This window comes from Yoonia sp. D2-7, from assembly GCF_055809435.1.
On record NZ_CM147912.1, the window covers coordinates 3,493,007 to 3,517,385 of the forward strand.

The window sequence follows — 24,379 nt, forward strand, 5'->3', positions numbered from 1 at the left end:
TAACAAAAAATAAATAGAGCGATGAACCGCCAATGGCAGACGAATTGACAGCACAAGGTCGCGCTGAATTAATCAATGCGCGCAAACAAAGCCGGGGCCTGTATTGGATGGTCGCCGTGTTCAGTTTCTTCGTGAACATGCTGATGCTGACCGGCCCGCTTTACATGTTGAATGTATATGATCGGGTTTTGGGGTCGCGTAGCTTAGAGACGTTGATCGCCTTGTCTGTTTTGGTCGCCTTCCTTTACGGGATGATGGGGATCATGGATTACGTGCGTGGTCGGATCATGGGCCGCGTCGGCGCACGTTTTCAGGCAACAATGGACCGCCGCGTTTTTGCAGCTGTGTTGAAAGCGTCCACGATTAACAAAGCCACGAAACAGGCCGCAACGGGTTTGCGTGATCTGGAAAGCGTCCAACGTTTGATTACATCGCCTGCCCTGATGGCTGTGTTTGATTTGCCTTGGACGCCGCTATTCTTTCTTGGCATCTTTATCTTTCACCCGTTGATGGGCCTGCTTGGCCTTGTTGGCGGCGTGATCCTGATTGGCGTTGCGATCACAAACCAGTTGACCACCCGCAAGCCGCTGCAAAAGGCGAATGCGGCGACGTTCCAATCCGAAACGATGGGCGCACAGATCCGACAGGAATCCGAAATGGTGCATGCACTTGGCATGCGCGATGCCGCGTTTAGCAGGTGGCAAATTGCTCGTGGCGAAAGCCTAGATGCGACGATTGCGGCTGCAGATGGCGCGGGCACCTTTAGCGCGATGACCAAGACGTTCCGGTTGTTTTTGCAATCCGCGATGCTGGGGCTTGGTGCATATCTGGTGCTACAAGGCGAACTGACGCCGGGTGCTATGATTGCCGGTTCCATCCTGCTGGGCCGTGCTTTGGCACCGATTGAATTGATTGTCGGGCAGTTTGCGACGTTCCAAAAGGGCCGTGAAGGCTGGCGCAATCTGTCAACGCTTTTGGGTAATGTGCCTGCCGATGATGATAGGACAACCCTGCCGCAACCCGCTGCCCGCATTGTCGCGGATCAGGTCACTGTGATCCCGCCAGGGGAACAGACCGCGTCACTGCGTATGATCAGCTTTGCCGTCCAACCTGGACAAGCGGTTGGGGTGATCGGCACATCGGGTGCGGGCAAGACGACATTGGCGCGGGCATTGACCGGCATCTGGCGTCCTGCGGGTGGGAAAATCCGGCTCGATGGGGCTGCGTTGGACCAGTATAACCCTGACGTTCTGGGCCAACATATTGGGTATCTGCCGCAGCGCGTGCAGTTGTTTGATGGCACTATCAAAGAAAACATCGCCCGCATGTCGATGCAGCCGAATGATGCCGCCGTGGTGGAAGCTGCGAAAAAGGCGGCGGCGCATGAGATGATCCTCAAGCTACCCGATGGCTACGACACCCGCGTGGCGTCCAATGGCGGTCGTCTTTCTGGCGGTCAAATCCAGCGGATCGGGCTGGCCCGTGCGATGTATGGCAACCCTGTTGTGCTGGTGCTGGATGAACCAAATTCGAACCTTGATAACGAAGGATCAAATGCGCTGAACAACGCGATCAAACTGACCAAAGAGGAAGGCAAAATCGTGTTTATCATGGCGCATCGTCCTGCTGCTATTCAGGAATGCGATCTGTTGTTGGTGATTGAAAACGGGGCACGGCGTGCCTTTGGCCCGAAGGATCAGGTTCTGCAGGAGATGGTCAAAAATGCCGATCAAATCAAAAAGACAACCGGCCAAGGCGGGGGCGTATCATGAGCGAGCAAAACCCGAATAAACGGTGGTCTGTCGCCAAGCCGATGATCATTGGACTGCTGGCGATGCTGGTGCTTGTCGGCGGCTTTGGTACGTGGGCCGTCATGGCGCAGATCACAGGGGCTGTGATCGCATCCGGCCAAATCGAAGTCGACCGCAACCGCCAAGTGATCCAGCATCCTGACGGCGGTGTCGTCGAAGCGATCCTCGTGGATGAGGGCGATGTTGTTGAAGCGGGCGATCTGTTGATTCAGCTGGATTCGAATGCGTTGAAATCCGAATTGGTGATCGTCGAAGGTCAGTTGTTCGAAATCCTTGCGCGTCGTGGCCGATTGGAAGCCGAACGCGATGGAAGTGACACGATTACCTTCCCCGAAAAACTGCTCGCCTTTGATCGCCCCGAAATCGATAGCCTGATCGCAGGTCAGGAACGCTTGTTTCAGGCGCGGCTGGAATCGGCGGCCAAGACCAAGGAACAGTTAGGCCAACGGCGTGCCCAAATCGTGAGCCAGATCGCAGGCATCAAGGCCCAACAAGAAGCGTTGGAAAGTCAGAAGTCGCTGATCGTTCAGGAACTGGCTGACCAGCAAAGCCTGCTGGATCGCGGCCTTGCCCAAGCCAGCCGCGTGTCCGCGTTGCAGCGTGAACAGGCTGATATGCTCGGGCGTGTTGGCGAATTGGCAGCGCTTGAAGCCCAAGCTGCAGAGCAGATCACCGAGATCGAAATCGAGGTGCTAAGCCTTGATACCACCCGTCGCGAGGAAGCCATCACGCGTCTGCGCGATCTGCAGTTCAACGAACTGGAACTGTCCGAACGTCAACGCACGTTGACCGAACAGCTTGACCGGTTGGATATTCGTGCGCCTTTGTCCGGCATCGTGTACGGCCTGACCGTGTTTGCCGAACGATCCGTTATTCGCGCTGCTGATCCGGTGATGTTTCTTGTCCCGCAAGACCGCCCGCTGGTGATCGCCGCCCAAGTGCAACTGACCGATGTGGACCAGATTTATGTGGGCCAAGAAGCGACGATGCGCTTTTCCGCGTTTGATCAACGCCGCACGCCGGAATTATTTGGCACTGTGACGCTGATTTCGGCGGATGCGTTTCAGGACGAAAACACCTCTGCTTCATTCTACCGTGTCGAATTGCGACTTAACGAAGGTGAAATCAATCGCTTGCCCGAGGACATGACGCTGATCCCCGGCATGCCGGTGGAATCTTTCGTCCGGACCGCAGATCGCAGCCCGATGGATTACCTGATCAAACCGCTGGCTGACTACTTTGCCAAGGCATTCCGCGAGACGTGATCGCGGAGTGCATTGCGCCTGATCACGGCCAAGGATAGCGTTCCTTTAAGTTCATTAAAGGAGCACGCAATGACATCTGCGATTGAAACCAAACTTGCCGAACTCGGTGTGACGTTGCCCGAAGCCCCTGCTGCGGCGGGCAATTATGTGCCCTACGTGATTGCGGGCGACATGGTGTTTGTATCCGGCCAGATTTCGATGGATGTGACTGGGCCACTGACGGGTAAGTTGGGTGATGATTACACGGTTGATCAAGGCATGGCTGCGGCCAAAACCTGCGCGATCAACCTGCTGACCCAATTGAAAGCCGCATGTGACGGCGATCTGGATCGCCTTGTTCGCGTTGTGAAGCTGGGTGGTTTTGTGAATTCGACCCCTGATTTCACGGATCAGCCCAAGGTCATCAACGGCGCATCTGATTTTCTGGTCGAAGCATTGGGCGACATCGGCCGTCATGCACGTGCCGCAGTCAGCGCACCAAGCCTGCCATTGGGTGTTGCTGTCGAAATTGATGGTGTGTTTCAGATCAAATGAAACTTCCCGCAGCATTCCTAACGCGCCCCATCACACATCGGGCCTTGCACGACAAAACGGACGGTCGCCCCGAAAATTCTATCGAGGCGATTACCGCCGCGATTGACGCAGGTTACGCGATCGAGATTGATCTGCAGTTGTCCAAGGACGGTGTGCCGATGGTGTTTCACGACTATCACCTTGCGCGTTTGACTGCCGAACAGGGCCCGATCACGATGCGCACGGCGGCAGAGCTTGGACAGATACCGTTGAGTGGTGGCAAGGCTGGCATCCCTACGTTGGCAGAGGTTTTGGCCCTTGTTGATGGCCGTGTTCCGCTGCTGATCGAGATCAAGGATCAAGACCTGAACATGGGACCGAATGTTGGATCATTGCAGCAAGCGACAGCCGATGTCTTGGCGGGCTACGCTGGCGACGTCGCTGTGATGTCGTTTAACCCGCACGCTGTGATCGCGTTTGGCGAAGCTGCGCCGCACATTCCACGTGGTTTGGTGACCAGCAGTTATGACCCCGCCGATTGGGAACCGTTGGCTGTCGATCTGTGTGAACGGCTGCGTGAAATCCCTGATTATGACCGCACGGGCGCATCATTCATCAGTCACGAAGCGCATGATCTGGACCGCCCCCGCGTCGCCGAATTGAAAGCCGCGGGTGCCAATATATTATGCTGGACGATCAAATCTGCTGAAGAGGAAGCGCAAGCGCGCAAAATAGTCGATAACGTGACTTTTGAAGGCTACCTCGCTTGACCCACCGCATTTTGCGCACACATCAACCTTCATGACTGATGACGCCATAGAGATCGCCGCCCACCCCGACCTGAGCACCATTGCGCAGGCCGATTGGGACGCTTGCGCTTGCCCCGAAACGCAGGACGGCAGGCCCTATGATCCCTTTACGACCTATCGGTTTCTGAAGGCCCTAGAAGACAGCGGATCAGTCGGGCCGGGCACCGGATGGCAGCCCCGCTATCTGACAGCAAAGCAAGGCGATCAGGTGATTGCCGTTGCGCCGCTGTACGCCAAGGGACATTCGCAGGGCGAATATATCTTCGACCACAACTGGGCCCATGCGTTCGAAAACGCGGGCGGACGGTATTATCCGAAACTGCAAATGGCGGTGCCGTTTACCCCTGCCACTGGACGCCGTTTTCTGACCCGTCCAGGGTTCGAGATCGTTGGTATGTCCGCAATCGTTCAAGGCGCGATCCAGATTGCCGCCGACAACGAGCTATCGTCCGTCCATGTGACATTCTGCACAGAGACAGAAGCAATTGCAGGCGAAGAAATGGGCCTGTTGCCCCGTATCGGTCAGCAGTTTCATTGGGAAAACGACGGCTATGCCGATTTTGATGGTTTCCTGAACAGCCTTGCCAGCCGCAAACGCAAAAATATCCGTAAAGAACGCGCGCAGGCAAATGATTTTGGCGGCGATATCCTGATGTTGACGGGCGACGATATTCAGTCCGAACATTGGGACGCGTTCTGGCGGTTCTATCAAGACACCGGCAACCGCAAATGGGGTACGCCCTATCTGACGCGGGCGTTTTTTGATCATGCGCAAGAGCATCTGCGCGACGATATGCTGCTGTCGCTGGCTGTCCGCGACGGGCAGTACATTGCGGGGGCGTTGAATTTCATCGGGCGCGAAACGCTGTACGGACGGTATTGGGGATGTGTCGAACATCGCGCCTGTCTGCACTTTGAATTGTGCTATTACCGCGCGATTGAATACGCGATTGAACACGGCATGAACCGCGTCGAAGCGGGAGCGCAAGGCGAACACAAACTCGCCCGTGGTTATCTGCCCGTGGCGACCCATTCGCTGCATTATTTCACCGATCCGGGGTTTCGCGAAGCCGTTGCCAATTACCTTGATGCGGAACGTGACGCGGTGGACAACGAGATCGAAATCCTGACATCTTACGGCCCGTTCAAAAAGGAAAACCGAGAGGAACAGCAATGACCGAGAAATTGACCGACGCGGAACGCGAAACGCAACTTGCGCCGCTTCTTGCAAACGGCTGGGCAATGACCGATGGACGCGATGCAATCCAAAAGTCGTTTGTTTTCCGGAACTTTATTGACGCTTTCGGGTTTATGACAAAAGTCGCCATCTGGGCGGAAAAGCTGAACCACCACCCAGAGTGGTCAAATGTATACAAGACCGTCGACGTGACGCTGACGACCCATGATTGCGATGGGATCAGCGCGCTAGACGCAAAATTGGGCGCCAAAATGGACGCGCTCGTAAAGGAATAACGATGGAAGAGCTACTGAACACCGAAATCATGAACGGCAAGACAGTCGCCGATGTCTTAACCATTGATTTTCTGGCCTCTATCGTGGGGTCCGTTCTGGCAGCTATCGCAATTCTGTTTATCGGTTTCGTCATCGGTGGCTGGGCACGTCGGCGGCTTGTTCATTTGGGCGAACGCCATCAGCATCTTGATGAAACGCTGTTCAATTTCCTTGGCAATATCGTCCGCTACGTCGTTATCGGCTTCGCGTTTCTGTTTGTTCTCAACACCTTTGGCGTTGAAACCACGTCCGTCGTGGCCATCATCGGTGCCGCATCTTTGGCGATTGGTCTGGCGTTGCAAGGCACGCTGTCCAACATCGCGGCCGGCGTGATGATCATCTTTTTCCGCCCCATCAAGATCGGCGATTTCGTTGAGGTCGACGGCAAGATGGGGACCGTGAAAGACATTACCCTGAACTTCACGGAAATTGCGTCGCTTGGGAATGTGCAGATCATCATTCCAAATTCTGACGTGTGGGGAAATACGATTGAAAATTATTCCATCTACGATACCCGCCGCGCAGAGTGGGAATTTGGTGTTGGGTATGGTGCCAGTCTGAAAACTGCCGAAGATGTGATCCGCGACACGATCATGTCCGATTCACGGTCGCTGAATGATCCGGAACCGTTCATTCAGGTGAATACGCTGAATTCCAGTTCTGTGGATTTTCTGGTGCGCGTTTGGTGTCCGTCGGCTGATTATTTTCAGTATCAGGCCGACATGAAACGTAAGGTGAAAGAAGCCCTTGATGCAGCTGGTGTCGATATTCCGTTCCCAACGCGGACAATTGTGCAAAGCGAATCCTAAGCGGCTTTGCAAATCGCCGCTCTGGTTGCGCCGTTTTGCATGACTTCATAGGCTCGCGGCGTCGGCGTTAGGATAATTTTATCTGCCTCAACAGTTTCGGCCAATACGACAAGATCCATTGCGGCCAGACGGTTCACGATCTTCTGCATGCCGCGATAGCGGTCATAATGGCCGCGGTCGATCTCGTGACCTGCTGTGCCCTGAGCAATAGCTTCGATCGATTGACTTAGTATCTTAATCATCATGGGTGTCATGATCGATGCTCCGTTTATTTGTTCCAGCAGGGGATTTTTTTGTGAAAACATCGAGGTCTTCTTCAAATTGCTTACGAAGCTCTTCGCGGGTCAGTCGTTGTTGTTCTGAGGCCGGGACTGTACCCGCGAAGATGGCTCTTGCCTGAGTGTCGATCGAAGAACTGATAAACTGGTTCATGGCATTGCCTTGTTTCGCTTACTGAGATCTTGCGTCTCTCTGAGGATGAAGTTCGATGGGAACCCCACTTCCTATTTCCCCTCAATTGGCTCGGACTCTCTAGGTGTCTGCCGTATAGTGCTTTGCTATTTCAGTTAAAAACCTATGCGGAAGGCGAATTTGAAAACGAAAACGGACGTAACGTCACTTTATTTTAGCGATCCCCTATTCGGATAGGCGGGCAGTGCTACACCCACAAAAAAGGCCCCTTGCGACAATGACGCAAGGGGCCGTTGAAATCGATTCTGGGCAGCGCGTTAGATGCTGGCGAGCAGAGCTTCCCCACCCGAGATGTCGCATTCGCCGGGGCTTGCTTCTTCGCCCAGCGCAGTGACGACGCCGTTTTCGACAACCATCGCATACCGTTTGGATCGCCCGATCAGGCCCGCAGGTGGTGCTGTGAAATCCATGCCGATGGCTTTGGTGAACGCGCCTTCAGCATCCCCTAACATCGTGATGCCAACGTCGGCCGCACCCGTGCTTTTGCCCCACGCGTCCATTACAAACGGATCGTTGACCGATACGCAGATGATTTCGTCCACACCTTTGGCTGCGAAATCGTCCTTGGTCCGCATAAAGCTAGGCACGTGTGACGTGGTGCAAACGCCGGTGTAGGCCCCCGGAAGACCAAAAATGACGACCTTCCGGTCTTTCAATTTGTCAGCCATTTGTACGCCAGTCGGGCCTTCGTCGCCCATGTAAAGCAAAGTCGCGTCGGGCAAAGTGGCCCCAATTGAAATCGTCATGTTTGTATCCTTGTTTCGATTGCACCTGTTGTTACCAACAATATAGGTTTGAGGGGTAAGCAAGACCAGTTCAAGGACCAAACTATGCCACATGTCGTCGTTATCGGTGCCGGCCAAGCCGGATCATCATGTGTGGCAAAGCTGCGCGCGGAAGGATTCGACGGCGACATCACGCTTGTCGGTGGTGAACCAGTGCCCCCCTATCAACGCCCGCCCTTGTCCAAGGCGTATCTGCTCGGCGAAATGGTCGAAGAACGTTTGTACCTGCGCCCCGCTAGTTTCTATGCCGACAACACCATCGATCTGCGTCTGTCCACACGCGCGACCGCGATTGATCCGGTGAGTAAAACTGTGACGTTGGAGAATACCGACGTTTTGACTTACGATCATCTTGTTCTAACGACCGGATCGCATCCCCGCACATTGCCCAGCGCGATTGGTGGCGATCTGGGGAATGTGTTCAGCGTCCGTGATCTGGCGGATGCGGATGCCATGGCGCCTGCGTTTGCTGACGGGAAAAAGGCCCTGATCATCGGCGGCGGGTATATCGGGCTGGAAGCCGCAGCTGTGGCGGCCAAACGCGGGGTTTCCGTGACCTTGGTCGAGATGGCAGACCGGATTCTGCAACGTGTCGCGGCCCCTGAAACCTCTGACTACTTCCGCGACCTGCATGCGTCGCATGGCGTGAATATCGTTGAAGGCGTGGGCCTAGAGCGTTTGATCGGCGACGACGTGGTGACCGGCGCTGTCCTGACAGACGGCACAAAGCTTGATATTGATTTTGCAGTTGTCGGCGTCGGCATTGCGCCCGCTACAATCCTTGCCGAAGGTGCCGGCCTAACCATCGACAACGGGATCGCGACGAACAGCTTTGGACAAACATCCGACCCTGCGATTTGGGCTGCTGGCGACTGTGCCTCTGCCCCGCTGGACGGTCATCAAATCCGGATCGAAAGCGTCGGCAACGCGATTGATCAGGCCGACGTTGTGGCAAAGAATATCGCAGGGATCGAAACGCCCTATGTGCCAAAGCCGTGGTTCTGGTCCGATCAATACGATTGCAAACTTCAGATTGCGGGCCTGAACATCGGCTATGGCGCCGTTTATGTGCGTAAAACCGGCGATGCCCAGTCGCACTGGTACTACAAGGGTGACCAATTGATTGCCGTGGATGCGATGAACGACCCGCGCAACTACATGATCGGGAAGCGCCTGATTGAGGCGGGCAAAAGTCCTGCGCCTGACCTGATCACTGACCCCGATACGGATATGAAAGCACTGCTGAAAGCATGAGAATCATTGGCGGGCAGCATCGCGGATTGACCCTTGCAGATGTCGGGAAAGGTGATGCATCGGCCCATCTGCGCCCCACATCCGACCGCGTGCGCGAAAGCCTGTTCAACGTGTTGCAGGGCGGCAAATACGGCAACCCGATCGACGGGGCACGGGTACTGGACCTGTTCGCGGGGACAGGTGCGCTCGGGCTTGAAGCGTTGTCGCGCGGGGCCGCGTTCACGACCTTTGTGGACAGCGGGCGCGTGGCACAAAAACTGATCGCGACAAACATCGACAAATGTAGACGAGCGGCAGACACCAAGATGCTGACATGTGATGTCACGCAACTGCCCGACGCCGATGAACCCTGCGACCTGATCTTTGCAGACCCCCCTTACGGTCAGGGCCTTGGTCCGGCTGCACTCCGATCCGCGCGCGCATCAGGCTGGATCGCCGATGACGCGTTGATGGTACTGGAAGACAACACCGCCCTGCCCGCCCCACCGGGGTTTCGCAAACTGGACCAACGGCGCTATGGCGACACGTGGATCACCCTGCTGGAGCTGAACTGATGACCGTAAAACTTGTGATCTTCGATTGCGATGGCGTGTTGGTGGATACTGAACCGACGACAAATATCGTGATTGCGGAAAACCTATCGCGCTACGGATTGGAGATTTCAGTTAAAGACGTGGACACCCTGTTTGTCGGCGGCACCATGGCGGGTGTCATGACAACGGCACGCGACATGGGGGCAGCGTTGCCGGACAGATGGCTGGACGAAATCTACGGCGAAATGTTCGCGGCCCTTTCGAAAGGCGTGCAGGTTTTCGATGACGTGCACGTGTTCCTCGATCATTTGGACGCCGCAGGCATCGCCACCGCAATCGCATCGAACGGCCCGCCAAAGAAGATGGCGATATCGTTGACGCCGTCAGGGTTGATTGACCGTTTTGCAGACCGGATTTATTCCGGCCATGACTATGTCCCGAAGCCCGATCCGACGATGATCCATCATGCGATGCAGATCGCGGGTGTAACGCCCGCGGAAACGGTGTTCATCGACGACAGCCCAACGGGGGCGAGTGCAGGCATCGCCGCAGGTGTGCGCACCTTCGGATTTGACCCAAGCGGCAGTTTTGCCCACCTCGCACGTGTCGATGTCGAAAAAGTCAGGTCAATGCGCGACATCGCTGGCTTGATCGGCGTCACGATGCCGCCTGCTTAGACCTCGTAGGTCGGGTGGAATTTACCGGCAGGTGATAGCGTGAAAATCTCGGCGCCTTGTGCGGTGATCCCGATGGAATGCTCGAACTGCGCAGACAGGCTTTTGTCGCGGGTCACAGCGGTCCAATCATCAGCGAGAACCTTGGTTTCTGGACGGCCCAGATTGATCATCGGCTCGATGGTAAAGAACATGCCTTCTTCCAGCACAGCACCGGTGCCCGCGCGACCATAATGCAGCACATTTGGCGGGGCGTGGAACACGCGACCAAGGCCATGACCGCAAAAATCGCGAACCACAGACATGCGGTTGCTTTCAGCGTAAACCTGAATGGCATGACCAATATCGCCAAACGTATTCCCGGGCTTCGCAGCCTCAATGCCCTTCATCAGCGCATCATGCGTGACCTGTACCAGACGTTCCGCCTTGCGCGACATTTTACCCGCGACATACATCCGAGACGTATCGCCGAACCATCCGTCAGCGATGACCGTGACGTCGATGTTGAGGATATCACCGTCTTTCAGGGTCTTTTCACCGGGAATTCCGTGACAAACGACGTGGTTCACGGAAATGCAGCTTGCGTGCTGATAGCCCTTGTAGCCAATCGTTGCAGACGTTGCGCCAGCCAGTTCAACCTGATCCGTGATAAACTGATCCAAAGCAGCGGTCGACACACCGGGGGCGACCAAAGCCGCCACATCATCCAGAATTTGGGCAGCCAAGCGGCCAGCCTTGTTCATGCCCGCAAAATCGCTTGGCTCGTAAATCCGAATACCATCTTTGGTCACGCGGCCGTTATTCGTCATCATCTCGTCCTCAACACGTTTCCCGCGACATAAGCGATCATGCCCAACAAAACCAGTAGTGCAGCCGACCCAATTCTTTTGGTCGTAAATATCCCCGCCGGAGGCACCCTTACAGATCAACAAAATCCAACGGATTGCGAATGTCCACACCATCCGGCGAAATCGCGCAATCAAACACCATCACCTCAACACCTGCGGCCTGCGCTTCGCGAAAGGCCCGCGCATAGGCGGCGTCGATGTCCGCGGCGAGGGTGAAGCCCGCGCAATCCGTCCGTTGCACCAAGTACAACATCACAGCGCGGTGGCCTTGCCGGACCATTTCGGACAATTCAGCTAGATGTTTGGCACCGCGTTTGGTGACGGAATCGGGAAATTCAGCGAGCCCTTTGGTCCGTGAAAGCGTCACGCTTTTCACCTCGACGTAGGTATCCGGCCCCTGCCCTGTCAGCAGAAAATCAATCCGCGAATTTTCACCGTATTTCACTTCGGGTCGCACAAGATCATATTCAAACCCCGGCACCTGATGATCCATAAATGCAGCCTTCAGCGCGCGGTTCGGCACGGACGTATCCACCCCCGTGAAATGTCCGTTTTCGTGATCCACCAGTCGCCAGCCATATTTCAGCTTTTTCTTAGGGTCATCGTTTGGTTCCAGCCACACTTTCATCCCCGGTTCCGCCAGCCCCATCATTGATCCGGGGTTAGCACAATGCGCCACAACTTCGGTCCCGTCCTCCAATGTCATATCGGACAGGAACCGTTTGTAACGTTTGATCAATCGGGCGGGGATAAGAGGTGTGGCAAACTGCATGGACCGCCCTATAACATGGTCGTAACCAAGGAGACCACCAATGCCAAATCCCACAGCCGCAATGCTCGTCATTGGTGACGAAATCCTGTCGGGCCGCACCCGCGACGCCAATATGCATTATCTGGCAGGTCAGCTGACCGAGGCAGGTATCGACCTGAAAGAAGTCCGCGTGGTCAGCGACGATGCCCCTGCGATTGTCGCGGCTGTGAAGGCTTTGTCCGCCGCCTATGATACCGTCTTTACCAGCGGCGGTATCGGCCCGACGCACGACGATATTACGGCGGATTGCATCGCCGCCGCTTTTGACGATCACATCGACGTCCGCGACGATGCTCGTGCTTTGTTGCAGGCCCACTATGACCGCAGCGGACAGGAACTGAACGAGGCCCGCCTGCGTATGGCCCGCATTCCTGACAGCGCCACGCTGATCGACAATCCCGTCAGCACCGCCCCCGGTTTTACTGTCCAGAACGTGCATGTCATGGCGGGGGTGCCGTCGGTCTTTCAGGCCATGGTGGCGAGCGTTTTGCCGACCCTAACGGGCGGCGCGCCGTTGTTGTCGCGCACGTTGCGTGTTGATCGTGGTGAAGGCGATATTGCAGGCCCGTTGGGGCAATTTGCACAGACCTATGTTGACCTGTCAGTCGGGTCTTATCCCTTTCAGAAGGACGGGAAATACGGGTCAAACGTTGTTGTCCGTGGCGCTGATGCGACGCGTTTAGATGGCGCAATGGCAGAGCTGGCGAAGATATTTCCCGCATGAACCTGCCCGATGCCCAGACCGTTTGCGATGCACTTGATGTAACATGGCCAGCTGCTGCGAAATCCGCTGTGCCGGGCTTCACCATTCGCGAAGGCAAGGGCGGCGGCCAACGGGTCAGTGCTGCGACAACGGTTGGTGCATTCGATCCCACACAGATCGCGGGTGCAGAGGACGCGATGCGTGCGCTTGGTCAGGTCCCGTTGTTCATGATCAGATCCGGTGATGATGCTTTGTCGGTCCATCTGGATAACGCGGGCTACGTCGAAAAAGACACCACGCTTTTGTACGCGATTCCATCGGCCGACATCACGGATGTGAAGCCCCCGCCCGTGACCAGTTTTCAGGTCTGGCCGCCGCTTGCCACCCAGCGCGAGATTTGGGCGGAAGGTGGGACGGGTCCGGCCAGATTAGCCGTGATGGACCGCGCGGATTGTTCGAAGGCGACGTTTCTTGGGCGTGTGAATGATCGCCCCGCAGGCACCGCCTTTGCGGGCGTCGCGCATGATTGCACGATGTTGCATTCGCTAGAGGTGCTGCAAAACGACCGTCGACAGGGACTTGCCGCAAACCTGACCCGTGCCAGCGCCATTTGGGGGCAATCGCAGGGTGCAAAGTGGTTCACTTTGGCCGCTGTGGCGGCGAACACCGGTGCAAATGCGCTCTACACTTCCCTCGGGATGCAGGTTGTGGGACAGTACCACTATCGTATCAAACCGGACTGAATACATGACCGACAAAGTGACTGCCCTTGATCTTCCGATGGTTGACCCGTTGCCCGCAGACACCCAGAAATATTTCGACATCTGCCAAGACAAGCTGGGCATGATCCCGAATGTGTTGCAGGCCTATGCGTTCGACATCGACAAATTGAACGCCTTTACGACGCTTTATAACGACCTGATGCTTGCTGACAGCGGCTTGACCAAGCTGGAACGCGAGATGATCGCCGTGGTCGTGTCGTCGATCAACAAGTGTTTCTATTGCCTGACCGCCCATGGGGCCGCTGTACGCGAATTATCCGGTGATCCCAAACTGGGCGAGATGCTGGTGATGAACTGGCGCGTTGCTGATCTGGACGCCCGCCAAACGGCCATGTGCCTGTTTGCAGAAAAGATCACCATGGCGAGTGCGACGATCGTCGAAGAAGACCGCGACGCGTTGCGCAATGTCGGTTTTACGGATCGTGACATTTGGGACATTGCCAATGTCGCTGGCTTTTTCAACATGACCAACCGCGTGGCGTCGGCCACCGATATGCGCCCGAATGACGGGTATCACAGCCAGTCACGATGATCCGTGGCATTCCCCTTCTTGCTGCGTTATGCCTGCCTTACCTCGCGGCTGCGCAAGATTTGCGGCTACCGGGGAACGCCGTTGCCACCTATCAAGAAGCAGGTGCGCCGAACACGTTGATGATTGCGACGGGGCCATGGAAAGATGGGAGCGTCCCCAACAACATTGCAGAAGGCACTGTTGCGCAGGGTGCTTGGAAAATCTCGGTGGCGGGACTGACCACGTTGCAAATCTTGCAGCCTCTTCGCGATCAACTGCTTGCAGGTGGATACACAGAAATTTTCACCTGCGAGGGTGACGCTTGTGGCGGGTTCGATTTTCGCTTTGCGCTGGACGTGCTGCCGCCACCTGACATGCAGGTAAACCTAGGCGATTTCAGATACTGGGCGGGTTTCAAAGATGGTGACAAAGGGCCGGAACATACCGTCCTGCTGATCAGTCAAATCGCGCGAGCGGCCTATGTCCAGATTGACCGTGTTTCGAACGACGGCGATCTGGGGCGCGTTTCCAGTCGGGGCAGTTCTGTTGTGGCCGCCACCGCACCATCATCCAGTCCCGCCAACAGCGCACCACCTGCGGATATGGCCACGGCGCTGACCCAGATTGGCCGCGCCGTACTGACCGATCTTAGCTTTGTTCCCGGGTCGTCCGATTTGGCGGATGGGCCTTATGAGTCGCTTGAAACGCTTGCTGCTTACCTGCGCGCGCACCCTGATTTGCAGATTGCCTTGGTCGGCCACACCGATTCCGCGGGATCGTTGGAAGGTAATATCAGCCTATCCAAACGGCGCGCCCGCGCGGTCAGGCAACGCCTGATCGACAGCTACGGCATTCCGGGTCGTCAATTAGCGGCAGAGGGCATGGGGTATCTGTCACCGGTGGGCAGCAATCTGACCGAAGCTGGCCGCGATGCGAACCGCAGGGTCGAAGCAATTGTGACCAGCACAGAGTCCAATTGATCCCCTAAACGGCGGTCAACAGATCAACGAGATCTTCCGCCTGAAATGGTTTTGTGACGGATGCTTGCCCCCGAAACACCTGCGGCCATTGATCATCGGAATACCCCGACGCCACCACAAAGGGGATCGAGAGCGATTGAAGCCGTTGTGCGACCGGTTCTGACGTCCCGTGCCCCAAATTAATGTCCAGAACCGCCGCATCGCATCCTTCTTTTTCGAAGGCTAACAATGCCTGAGCGGCAGAAATACAGGGGCCGATGACTTCGAAACCGGATGCTTCAAGCTGTTCAGCCAAATCGAGTCCCAAAAGGACATCGTCTTCGACAATCAAGATACGTTTCGTCAAAACACCAACCCAAATACCGATACAGCCATTTCTAGTCCAACTTAGCCAAACTGGATGCGGGACACGCGAGGTGCCATTCAAACCCTTCGGGCTGAAATCTTGTTTCGATTTCGCCTTCTAACGACAGTTTAACCATTGTTCCGGTGACTTTGGAACCGAACCCTTTCGTTTCGGGTGCCACGACCGGCGGTCCACCGCTTTCGACCCAGTGCAGTTCAAACATGGCTTGGGGGCCGGTTCCCGTGGTGGTCCAGTCGACATTCACCACCCCGACATCATTCGACAAGGCACCATATTTGGTCGCGTTGGTGGCCAATTCGTGGATCGCCATACTGATCGTTTGCGCATTCGCAGCGTTCAGCAACGTTTTCGGTCCGGTCAACAAAATACGGGATCCAATCAAATCCTTGAAATGCCCAAGCTGCGACGTGATCAAATCCTGTAGATCGACGTCTTCCCAATTGTTGCGCACCAGCAAATCCTGGCTCGCGGACAACGACGTCAGCCGACGGGAAAACGATTTTGAAAAATCTTGCGGGTTGCTGGCGCTGGTTTGACGCGCAATGGCTTGGATCAAGCTGAGCAGGTTCTTGGAGCGGTGGTTCACCTCTTTCATCAACAAGGCAATTTGCGCATTCCCCTTCGCCAATGCATCCGCTGCCCGCTGGCTTTCACGGTTACGCACCGCCTGCCCCCACACCAGAAATGTCAGAAGCATCGACATCAATACGCCCGTCAGCAGAACAATAATGTGGCTGTTCAGTGCGGTGGCCTTTTCAAACACGCTAGTGGATGTCGCCATTAGCCGCCACGTTTTGCCATACATTGAAAAGGTGTTTTCAGATGCAAAGACCGGTGTGTGATCCGGTTCGGGCATGTCCTGATACATTGAAAGCAGTTCACCTTCGGGAGTCACTTCGAACAGGCTGACATCTTTGCGGTAAAGCCCTTCGCCATCGAAATTGGCCTTCAGGATGGTTTCCATCAAATCCTTGATACGGAAGACGCTGACGATCAAACCTTTGGCTTTCTCGCGTTGCGTTGCCATCGCTGTGGTTGTGCGATCAAAGATCGGCAAAACGACCAAAACACCGGCTTTCGTTTCGTCGTTCAGGCTTTCGTCGTCCTGCACCAACGTGATTTTTGACGTCATGCTAGGTTCACCCAGCAGAAGCGCCCGATCGACGGCTGCTCGTCGGTTCGTTTCCGAATAAATATCAAATCCCAACGCGGGCCGATTGCGTCCGATAAAGGGTTCCAGATACAAAATCGGCGCATAAATAGGACGTTCGCCATCGGGCCTGAGATCGAATTCAGCCCAGTCATTCGCCTGAACATCAGCAACCAATGCGTCCACCTCTGCACGGTCATGCAAAATGGCGTTGAAGCTAAGACCCTGAATACCAGGATAATTTTCTTCGAGCTTGAGGTTTGAAACGTAATCCTGCCAAACGGTCCGATCAACGTTTTCGGTCGCTTCAAACAGCGCCACACCACTACGCAAGACCTGTGCATAGGCGTCAAAAGTTGTGCGCAGGCTGGTTTCGATTACGCCGGTTTCCTGTTCGAACCGGATCAGGCCTGTTTGAAAGTTTCGCTGTTTTTCATACAGCGTCAGCGCCAGAGTTGCGGCCATTGATATCGCGAAAACAAACGCCACGATCCACGGGTCTCGGCGTCTGCGGTAGGCTTCACTAGACTTCATCAAAGCCCTTTCCATCATCGGTCTACTTTATGCGCGTCCAGAATTGCGAGACCACAATCATAACGTGCATACCACCATAGAAACGGAACCTGAGCCCGTCAATTCCCGAATGGCCGCTAACCAAGCAACTTTAAACAGAAAAAAGGCGCTACTTCGGGAGGGGAAGTAGCGCCTAGGTATGGTGTGTAACACCGGGGGAAATTTGGTTTACTTCCAGTTGTCTGGACCTTTGTCCGCAAACGAATGGACAAGGAAGTCGATGAAAGCGCGCACTTTCGGCTGTGTGAAACGGCCTGGCGGGTAAACAGCGTAGACACCTTGGGTTTCGACGGGCAGATCGGGGATCGCGACTTCGACCAGACCTTGCGCCATAGCGTCAGCGTAAAGGAAGCTTGGCAGGTAAGCGATGCCCAGACCGCCGATACAGGCGTTCAGCAGGGATTGACCGTCGTTGACTGTCAGCCAGCCCGCAGTGCGGACTTGGCGTTTTTCGCCAGACGGTGCTGTCAGCTTCCAAACGGCCGAATTGGCTTGGTTGGAATAATGCAGCAATTTGTGTTCGTTCAGATCGTCGATCTTTTCAGGACGACCATATTGTTCAAAGTAAGCCGGTGACGCAATCATCCGTTTGGACGTTTCGGTCAGCTTACGGGCACGCAGTGTGCTGTCTTCCAGTTCACCAATCCGAACGGCCATATCGAAGCCTTCAGAGATCAGTTCAACGTAGCGGTTGTTCAGCACCATGTTGACCGTGATGTCCGAGAATTCAGACAGGAATTCACCCAAAACGGGGGACAGATGGTTCACGCCAAAGTCTGTCGCAACGGAAATCCGCAACAAGCCAGAGGGCGCGGATTGCATGGATGTGACAAGCGCATCGGCTTCGCCTGCATCGTTCAGAACGCGGCGAGCGCGGTCGTAGTAGGCCAGACCGATCTCTGTCGGGCTAACCCTGCGTGTCGTCCGGTTCAAAAGCCGCGCACCAAGGCGGGCTTCCAAAGAAGATACGTGCTTAGAGACAGCGGATTTGGAAATCCCCATCTTTTTGGCCGCGTCTGTGAAACCACCCTGGTCTACGACCGTGGCAAAGGCTTCCATTTCTGTCAGGCGATCCATACGCGATCCTCATTCTGGCTACTTACAAGCAACCTTTTGCCCCTGAAATCGGGCAGGAATGGGACGATGGCCTGACAATAACGGGGTATTGCATAGTTTTGTAGCAAGATCGGAAACGCAGATTCCGTATATTTTTATGCTATTTATAGCTTTCGCGGCGGTCACCGAAGGTCCGCACGCGTTTACGCCACGCTTTATAACTGCCGGTTTTCAAGGCGGATCGCATCACCGCCTTGACCTCTTTTTCGGATAAACCGTGCTGGGCCTTGATGTCCGCAAACGCGATGTGATCGGACAAAGCCATCTCGATCACTTCGCTTTTGGTTGCTTCATCAAGATCCGGTGCTTTGGCCATGCGTTATAGGCTCGCGGCCAATCGTGTGCCTTGATCAATCGCACGTTTCGCATCCAGTTCTGCCGCCACATCGGCACCGCCGATGATATGAACGGACCGCCCTTTCGCCATCAGATCATCTGCAAGCGTGCGTTCCGGCAATTGGCCAGCGCACAAAACAATGGTGTCGACCGCGATGACACGTGGATTTTCACGCGCTTCGCCGTCGCTGACGTGTAGGCCGTCTGCGTCAATCTTTTCGTAATTCACGCCGCCGACCATTTTGACGTTCTTCATCTGAAGCCCAGCGCGGTGAATCCAGCCTGTCGTTTTACCAAGGCCTTTGCCCAGCTTCTGCGCTTTGCGTTGCAACAACGTGACTTCGCGGGTCGGCGCATCAGGTTGCGGACCTTCGGGCCGTAAACCACCACGGACATTTTCAGGATCACCGACACCCCATTCTTCCAGCCACGCATCCAAGTCTTCGGTTGGGCTGTCATCGGTCACAAGATATTCGGCAATGTCGAAACCGATGCCCCCTGCCCCGATCACGGCAACACGGCTGCCCACAGGGGCCTTACCGCGCAGCACATCAATATAGGACAGGACGTTCGGCCCGTCCTGACCCGGAATCTGCGGATCACGCGGGACAACACCAGTCGCGATGATCACTTCGTCGAACCCGTCCAGCGCGTCGGCGTCAGCCGTGGTTTCCAACTGGAGCGTGATGCCCGCGTCCGCGACAGCAGTCCGGTAGTAATCGACCAGCCCCCAGAATTCTTCTTTGCCCGGTACCTGTTTGGCCATGTTCAACTGGCCACCAATCTCTGCCGCTTTGTCGAAGATCGTGACGCTGTGACCTGCCTCCGCGGCGGTGAGTGCTGCTGACAGACCTGCAGGGCCTGCGCCGACGACTGCTACAGTTTTTGGTGCTTCTGCTTTCGTGACCACCAGTTCGGTCTCATAGCACGCACGCGGGTTTACAAGGCAGGACGACAGCTTGCCGCCAAACGTATGATCCAGACAGGCTTGGTTACATGCAATACACGGCGCGATCTTAGCCGAGTCGCCCGCGGCGGCTTTTGCCACGAAATCAGGGTCGGCAAGGAACGGGCGCGCCATGCTAACCATATCGGCGCAACCATCCGCGAGCACGTCTTCGCCGACTTCGGGCGTGTTAATCCGGTTCGATGTAATGACGGGGATCGACACCTCACCCATCAGTTTTTTTGTGACCCAGCTAAAGGCGCGACGCGGGACAGATGTCGCAATCGTCGGGATGCGGGCCTCGTGCCAGCCAATGCCGGTGTTGATGATCGTGGCACCTGCAGCTTCAATTGCTTTGGCCAACTGCACGACTTCTTCCCATGTGGACCCGTTCGGGATCAGGTCGATCATCGACAGGCGGTAGATGACGATGAAATCAGTGCCGACCGCTTCGCGGACACGGCGCACGACCTCGACCGGTAGGCGCATCCGGTTTTCGTAGGATCCGCCCCATTCGTCGTCGCGTTTGTTGGTGTGGGTGACAAGGAACTGGTTGAGGAAATACCCTTCGGAGCCCATCACCTCGACACCGTCATACCCGGCTTCTTGGGCACGCACGGCGGCAGTGACCATATCGCTGATCTGTTTTTCAATACCTTCTGCATCCAATTCCTTCGGCGGGAATGGAGAGATCGGGGATTTCACGGCAGAGGCGGACACGCATTCAGGCGAATAAGCGTAACGACCTGCGTGCAGGATTTGCATCGCGATTTTACCGCCTGCATCGTGGACGCGGTCTGTCACAATTTTATGGTTCGCAATGTCATCTTGATTAAAGAGACCAGCGGCGCCGGGAAATACGCCGCCTTCTTTATTTGGGGCCATGCCACCTGTCACCATCAACGCGACGCCACCCCGCGCACGGGTCGCGTAGAATTCGGCGACACGGTTCCAGTCTTTGGTTTCTTCCAGACCGGTGTGCATCGACCCCATCAGCACGCGATTTTTCAACGTCGTAAAGCCAAGATCAAGCGGGGCCAGCAGGTGCGGATAGTTGGTGGTCATGTGTTCTCTCCCAAAACTTCGCATACATTGTGCAAAGTTGACGCGCACGTCACCCTAAACGCCGCGTCACCTGCGTCTTTTCGCGCGGCGCCGTCTTCGCAAGATCGCGTTGAAAGGTCTTAGGCCGTTTCGACGCAGTGTTTGCGGAACGCGCGCTTGAGAAGATCTAGCTCGGCGCGCAACAAATCAACTTCGACCTGCAGGGCATCTGCCATTTGGTCACCCGCGAAAATTGTAAAGCTGTTGAGGATTGTGTTGCTGTTTTCTTCGACAATCACGTAGGTCTGGACGTCGTCGTTGATCCGGTCAGCAGGCACAGGTGCGCGTACGACCCATGTCCCATCGCTGGAAAATTCGGTCGTCAATCCCGGCACGATTTCATCGTCATGGCGCAAGACCAGCACCGGCGATGCGTCCTTTGGTCCGGTCAGGGTTCCTTCCCAGACGCCCGCGTGCAGTCGGTTTTTCAGCAGTGTGTAATCAGTCATGCCACCGTTCCCTTATAGATCAGCGCGCGGATAGCGGCAGAAAGTCAAATCCCGAATACGCAGTTGGTTCATCGCCGGATCTTCGATGATCAGGTCTAGCCACATGCCGTCGATCCGGTTTTCATTCAGATCAGCGTAGGCCAGATCGAAATCGACAGATACCTCGCGATCAAGAAGCGGCAGTTCTTGGACGAGGTTTTCGGTATTCGGCCCGCATTTGATGTTGAGCCGCGCAAAGACAGTCGCGGGGCGTTCGGTACGGATCAACCCTTGGACCCGAACGATGTCACGCTTGCGTAGACCGTCAGCCGCGTCCGCAGGCAAATCAATCGCCACTGACAGGAAACTGCCGTCGAAACCCAATACATCCATTTCCAAGCCGAAGGGTGCCAAATCCCCTTCGCGCGTGTTCCGGATCTGGCGCAATGTCATTTCGGACACTTTGCAATCGTGGAACACCTTGATGTCGTCGCTGATGTGGTCCCCATTGCGCAGACCTGTCGCCCCTTTGGGTGAAATCGGACCACGCCAAAGTGCAGGTCGCCACGACCATTTGGTGCTAGGTGGTTTGGCAAAGTTGTTGGACCCGACACGCGGCAAGGCCAATCGGCTTTCCGCCACATGTACGACCTGATCAACCGCGCCACGCAGTTGGCGCGCACGGCTACGTTGTTCACGCAATGTCGATAGGTCAGCCCGCTCCGCGTTACGCGCAGCAGCTTTCCAGCGCGCCAAGGCACGACGGTGAACAATTTTATCTAACAATCCTGATCGTTGACGCGCCACACTGTGACCTTTTCAGATGGTGTCTTACTCTTTATCTGCCGAACCGTTTCCAAAAAGCAAACCGTTGTCAGGTTTCGGCAACCGTTTCTGCGATCTGGTTGTTTGCAAGCATCGACGCGAGCACACTTTCCAGAAGCGCTTGACCTTGTGACGCGGTCAACGGTGTTTCGGCCATACCCCGCACGGCGATTGTGGTCAGCCGTCCTTTGATGTCAACGAATGCACGCCATTCGGTCGTCTGCAATCCCGCAACAGGTGGCGCCGCTTGATCCGCAAACCGCACAGTCACAGCACCCGAGGTTTGTTTGACCCCGCCTACAGACACCGTGCTTGCATTGCCATTGACGCTGAGCAGGGTTTCACCTGCGGTCGTTGACAAAAACGCCTCGAACCCATCGGGGTCTTCTGCCACGATTGCTGATCCGGCAGGTCCGACTTGGACAGTCGCAAAGCCGTTCAGGCGTGGCCGATCGTTGGTGCCTGCGATCACGCCGCAGCCAACCATCACCGCAAAACCGCTACGCGGTTTGCTGGCTTTGGTTTCGATACAATACCCTTCAGGCACGGCCGCGATTACGTCGCCACCATAAAGTGCCAGTGCTGGTGTCGGAGGCGTCGGCGCCCCCAGTGACCCGATTTCAGCGCAGCCCGCAACCAGCAGGGCCGCGCCGAATACAATATACCTACCTACAAACGGAAACACAGCGATCAGAGATCCATGTAGATGTGTTTTTCGGCCTTCGCACCCGGATGGGTCGTCGCACCAAAACGTGTGGCCCCAACGAGTTGCGAGAACTTCCAAAGCGCACCGGATGCGTAGATCGTTTCCTTTGGACCGGCCCATGCGTCTTTACGTGCGGCAAGTTCTTCGTCTGTCAGATCAACGGACAATTCACCCGTCACAGCGTTCATGGTGATCATGTCGCCATCTTTCAGCAACGCGATTGGACCGCCATGCGCCGCCTCTGGTCCAACGTGACCCACGCAGAACCCGCGTGTCGCACCGGAGAAACGACCGTCAGTGATCAATGCGACCTTTTTGCCCATGCCCTGACCAGAAAGTGCAGCCGTCGTGGACAGCATTTCGCGCATGCCCGGACCACCTGCTGGGCCTTCGTTGCGGATGACCAGAACTTCGCCTTCTTCGTATTTGCGTGCTTTCACAGCGGCAAACGCTTCTTCTTCATTCTCGAAGCAACGCGCAGGACCTGAAAAGACTTGTTCAGCTTCTGCCATGCCAGCGACCTTTACGATCGCGCCTTCTGGAGCAAGGTTGCCCTTGAGGCCAACAACACCACCGGTTTTCGTCAGCGGGCTGTCGATGTGGTAGATCACGCGATCATCAGCTTCGCCCATGATCATGTCGAGTTCTTCGCCCATTTCACGGCCAGATGCTGTCATGCAGTCTTCGTGGATCAGGCCCGCTTTGCGCAGTTCTTTCATCACGACTGGCACGCCGCCTGCTTCGTAAAGGTCTTTCGCCACGTACTGACCACCCGGTTTCAGGTCGACGAAGTAAGGCGTGTCTTTGAAGATGTCGCAGACGTCGAAGAGATCGAAGTCGATGCCAGCTTCGTGCGCAATCGCAGGCAGGTGCAGACCAGCGTTGGTGGAACCACCTGTGCAGGCCACGACACGCGCCGCGTTCTCAAGAGATTTGCGGGTCACAACGTCACGCGCACGGATGTTTTTCGCAATCAGGTTCATGACTGCTTCACCAGAAGCCACACCGTATTGGTCGCGGGATTCGTATGGTGCAGGCGCACCGGACGAATTCATTAGCGCAAGACCGATTGCTTCTGACACGCAGGCCATGGTGTTCGCAGTGAACTGGCCACCACAGGCACCAGCGGATGGACAGGCCACGCGTTCTAGAACTTCGAGTTCCGCATCAGACATGTTGCCAGCTTGGTGCTGACCCACGGCCTCGAATACGTCTTGCACGGTCACGTCTTTGCCGTGCAACCGGCCCGGAAGGATGGACCCACCGTAAATAAAGACAGACGGCGTGTTCAAACGCACCATCGCCATCATCATACCCGGCAGGGATTTGTCGCAACCAGCCAGACCAACAAGCGCGTCATAGCAGTGACCGCGCATGGTCAATTCAACGGTGTCAGCAATCGCTTCGCGAGAGGCGAGCGAAGACCGCATACCTTCGTGGCCCATCGCGATGCCGTCGGTCACGGTGATTGTGGTGAATTCGCGCGGGGTGCCGAGACCCTTTTTCACGCCGAGCTTCACAGACTGCGCCTGGCGGTTCAGGGCGATATTACAAGGGGCCGCTTCGTTCCAGCAGGTCGCGACGCCAACCCATGGCTGCGCAATCGCTTCTTCGTCCAAACCCATCGCATAAAAATAGGACCGGTGCGGGGCGCGCGATGGCCCTTCGGTCACATGGCGGCTTGGCAGGTGGGTTTTGTCTACTTTAGTCATGGGTCGGCCTCCCGAAATATCATTTGAAACGGGTCTAAATAAGGG

General features: G+C 55.9%; 28 protein-coding genes. 14 read left to right on the top strand and 14 right to left on the bottom strand.

Annotated features, from left to right (window positions below; translation table 11 throughout):
- The first annotated feature begins 32 nt into the window (after positions 1-32).
- From AC0L7R_RS17385 to AC0L7R_RS17415, 7 genes are all read left to right on the top strand, one after another.
- Complete coding sequence (locus tag AC0L7R_RS17385; RefSeq protein ID WP_473658109.1) at positions 33-1,772, top strand: type I secretion system permease/ATPase; 1,740 nt, start codon at positions 33-35, stop codon at positions 1,770-1,772.
- Complete coding sequence (locus AC0L7R_RS17390; RefSeq protein WP_473658111.1) at positions 1,769-3,076, top strand: HlyD family type I secretion periplasmic adaptor subunit; 1,308 nt, start codon at positions 1,769-1,771, stop codon at positions 3,074-3,076. Before AC0L7R_RS17385 ends, AC0L7R_RS17390 begins: the two co-directional genes overlap by 4 nt.
- Before the next feature lie 69 nt (positions 3,077-3,145).
- On the top strand, positions 3,146-3,610 hold the full coding sequence (locus tag AC0L7R_RS17395; protein WP_247128652.1) for a RidA family protein: 465 nt from the start codon (positions 3,146-3,148) through the stop codon (positions 3,608-3,610).
- On the top strand, positions 3,607-4,359 hold the full coding sequence (locus AC0L7R_RS17400) for a glycerophosphodiester phosphodiesterase family protein (protein WP_348109680.1): 753 nt from the start codon (positions 3,607-3,609) through the stop codon (positions 4,357-4,359). The genes AC0L7R_RS17395 and AC0L7R_RS17400 overlap by 4 nt, the downstream gene beginning before the upstream one ends.
- A 31-nt stretch (positions 4,360-4,390) precedes the next feature.
- On the top strand, positions 4,391-5,575 hold the full coding sequence (locus AC0L7R_RS17405; protein WP_473658112.1) for a GNAT family N-acetyltransferase: 1,185 nt from the start codon (positions 4,391-4,393) through the stop codon (positions 5,573-5,575).
- Positions 5,572-5,871, top strand: coding sequence for a 4a-hydroxytetrahydrobiopterin dehydratase (locus tag AC0L7R_RS17410; RefSeq protein ID WP_473658113.1), 300 nt, complete (start codon positions 5,572-5,574; stop codon positions 5,869-5,871). Before AC0L7R_RS17405 ends, AC0L7R_RS17410 begins: the two co-directional genes overlap by 4 nt.
- Before the next feature lie 2 nt (positions 5,872-5,873).
- Positions 5,874-6,719, top strand: coding sequence for a mechanosensitive ion channel domain-containing protein (locus tag AC0L7R_RS17415; protein WP_473658115.1), 846 nt, complete (start codon positions 5,874-5,876; stop codon positions 6,717-6,719).
- Here AC0L7R_RS17415 and AC0L7R_RS17420 read toward each other — a convergent pair.
- The 3 genes from AC0L7R_RS17420 to AC0L7R_RS17430 form a co-directional block, all read right to left on the bottom strand.
- On the bottom strand, positions 6,716-6,973 hold the full coding sequence (locus AC0L7R_RS17420; RefSeq protein WP_348109672.1) for a hypothetical protein: 258 nt from the start codon (positions 6,971-6,973) through the stop codon (positions 6,716-6,718). The genes AC0L7R_RS17415 and AC0L7R_RS17420 overlap by 4 nt on opposite strands.
- Positions 6,954-7,151, bottom strand: a complete 198-nt coding sequence (locus tag AC0L7R_RS17425) for a hypothetical protein (protein WP_473658116.1) — start codon at positions 7,149-7,151, stop codon at positions 6,954-6,956. Before AC0L7R_RS17425 ends, AC0L7R_RS17420 begins: the two co-directional genes overlap by 20 nt.
- A gap of 296 nt (positions 7,152-7,447) precedes the next feature.
- A complete protein-coding gene (locus AC0L7R_RS17430) occupies positions 7,448-7,936 on the bottom strand; it encodes a redoxin family protein (protein ID WP_473658117.1) in 489 nt (162 codons plus the stop codon).
- A gap of 84 nt (positions 7,937-8,020) precedes the next feature.
- Between AC0L7R_RS17430 and AC0L7R_RS17435 the strand changes: the two genes are divergently transcribed.
- Genes AC0L7R_RS17435 through AC0L7R_RS17445 form a run of 3 tightly spaced genes read left to right on the top strand, consistent with a single transcriptional unit; the run spans position 8,021 to position 10,439 of the window.
- Entirely contained in the window at positions 8,021-9,229 is a 1,209-nt protein-coding gene (locus tag AC0L7R_RS17435) for an FAD-dependent oxidoreductase (RefSeq protein ID WP_473658118.1), read from the top strand.
- A complete protein-coding gene (gene rsmD, locus AC0L7R_RS17440) occupies positions 9,226-9,783 on the top strand; it encodes a 16S rRNA (guanine(966)-N(2))-methyltransferase RsmD (RefSeq protein WP_473658120.1) in 558 nt (185 codons plus the stop codon). Before AC0L7R_RS17435 ends, rsmD begins: the two co-directional genes overlap by 4 nt.
- Complete coding sequence (locus AC0L7R_RS17445) at positions 9,783-10,439, top strand: HAD-IA family hydrolase (RefSeq protein ID WP_473658122.1); 657 nt, start codon at positions 9,783-9,785, stop codon at positions 10,437-10,439. The genes rsmD and AC0L7R_RS17445 overlap by 1 nt, the downstream gene beginning before the upstream one ends.
- Here AC0L7R_RS17445 and map read toward each other — a convergent pair.
- The gene (map, locus tag AC0L7R_RS17450) at positions 10,436-11,248 is read right to left on the bottom strand and encodes a type I methionyl aminopeptidase (protein WP_473658123.1); all 813 of its coding nucleotides are present in this window, start codon (positions 11,246-11,248) and stop codon (positions 10,436-10,438) included. The genes AC0L7R_RS17445 and map overlap by 4 nt on opposite strands.
- A gap of 106 nt (positions 11,249-11,354) precedes the next feature.
- Positions 11,355-12,056, bottom strand: a complete 702-nt coding sequence (gene sfsA / locus AC0L7R_RS17455; protein WP_473658124.1) for a DNA/RNA nuclease SfsA — start codon at positions 12,054-12,056, stop codon at positions 11,355-11,357.
- Between the two features lie 40 nt (positions 12,057-12,096).
- Between sfsA and AC0L7R_RS17460 the strand changes: the two genes are divergently transcribed.
- The 4 genes from AC0L7R_RS17460 to AC0L7R_RS17475 are packed head-to-tail and all read left to right on the top strand — an operon-like array spanning position 12,097 to position 15,071.
- Complete coding sequence (locus tag AC0L7R_RS17460) at positions 12,097-12,819, top strand: molybdopterin-binding protein (RefSeq protein ID WP_473658125.1); 723 nt, start codon at positions 12,097-12,099, stop codon at positions 12,817-12,819.
- Entirely contained in the window at positions 12,816-13,541 is a 726-nt protein-coding gene (locus AC0L7R_RS17465; protein WP_473658127.1) for a GNAT family N-acetyltransferase, read from the top strand. The genes AC0L7R_RS17460 and AC0L7R_RS17465 overlap by 4 nt, the downstream gene beginning before the upstream one ends.
- A 4-nt stretch (positions 13,542-13,545) precedes the next feature.
- On the top strand, positions 13,546-14,112 hold the full coding sequence (locus AC0L7R_RS17470; RefSeq protein WP_247128667.1) for a peroxidase-related enzyme: 567 nt from the start codon (positions 13,546-13,548) through the stop codon (positions 14,110-14,112).
- Complete coding sequence (locus AC0L7R_RS17475; RefSeq protein ID WP_473658128.1) at positions 14,109-15,071, top strand: OmpA family protein; 963 nt, start codon at positions 14,109-14,111, stop codon at positions 15,069-15,071. The genes AC0L7R_RS17470 and AC0L7R_RS17475 overlap by 4 nt, the downstream gene beginning before the upstream one ends.
- A 4-nt stretch (positions 15,072-15,075) precedes the next feature.
- On the opposite strand, the gene AC0L7R_RS17480 is transcribed toward AC0L7R_RS17475, so the two are convergent.
- The 9 genes from AC0L7R_RS17480 to ilvD form a co-directional block, all read right to left on the bottom strand.
- A complete protein-coding gene (locus AC0L7R_RS17480) occupies positions 15,076-15,417 on the bottom strand; it encodes a response regulator (protein WP_473658130.1) in 342 nt (113 codons plus the stop codon).
- Between the two features lie 31 nt (positions 15,418-15,448).
- Entirely contained in the window at positions 15,449-17,122 is a 1,674-nt protein-coding gene (locus AC0L7R_RS17485) for a CHASE domain-containing protein (RefSeq protein ID WP_473658132.1), read from the bottom strand.
- Between the two features lie 207 nt (positions 17,123-17,329).
- Positions 17,330-18,238 (bottom strand): LysR family transcriptional regulator, encoded by a 909-nt coding sequence (locus AC0L7R_RS17490; protein WP_247128671.1) that lies wholly within the window; start codon positions 18,236-18,238, stop codon positions 17,330-17,332.
- 139 nt (positions 18,239-18,377) lie between these two features.
- Positions 18,378-18,593: a DUF2805 domain-containing protein gene (locus AC0L7R_RS17495; RefSeq protein ID WP_473658133.1), complete on the bottom strand. Its 216-nt coding sequence runs from the start codon at positions 18,591-18,593 to the stop codon at positions 18,378-18,380.
- 3 nt (positions 18,594-18,596) lie between these two features.
- On the bottom strand, positions 18,597-20,624 hold the full coding sequence (locus AC0L7R_RS17500) for an FAD-dependent oxidoreductase (protein ID WP_473658134.1): 2,028 nt from the start codon (positions 20,622-20,624) through the stop codon (positions 18,597-18,599).
- A gap of 119 nt (positions 20,625-20,743) precedes the next feature.
- A complete protein-coding gene (locus AC0L7R_RS17505; protein WP_348109645.1) occupies positions 20,744-21,112 on the bottom strand; it encodes a hypothetical protein in 369 nt (122 codons plus the stop codon).
- A gap of 12 nt (positions 21,113-21,124) precedes the next feature.
- Positions 21,125-21,898, bottom strand: a complete 774-nt coding sequence (locus AC0L7R_RS17510) for a DUF6478 family protein (RefSeq protein WP_473658135.1) — start codon at positions 21,896-21,898, stop codon at positions 21,125-21,127.
- 67 nt (positions 21,899-21,965) lie between these two features.
- Entirely contained in the window at positions 21,966-22,601 is a 636-nt protein-coding gene (locus AC0L7R_RS17515) for a hypothetical protein (protein ID WP_473658136.1), read from the bottom strand.
- A gap of 5 nt (positions 22,602-22,606) precedes the next feature.
- The gene (gene ilvD / locus AC0L7R_RS17520) at positions 22,607-24,334 is read right to left on the bottom strand and encodes a dihydroxy-acid dehydratase (protein ID WP_247128677.1); all 1,728 of its coding nucleotides are present in this window, start codon (positions 24,332-24,334) and stop codon (positions 22,607-22,609) included.
- Between the last annotated feature and the right edge of the window lie 45 nt (positions 24,335-24,379).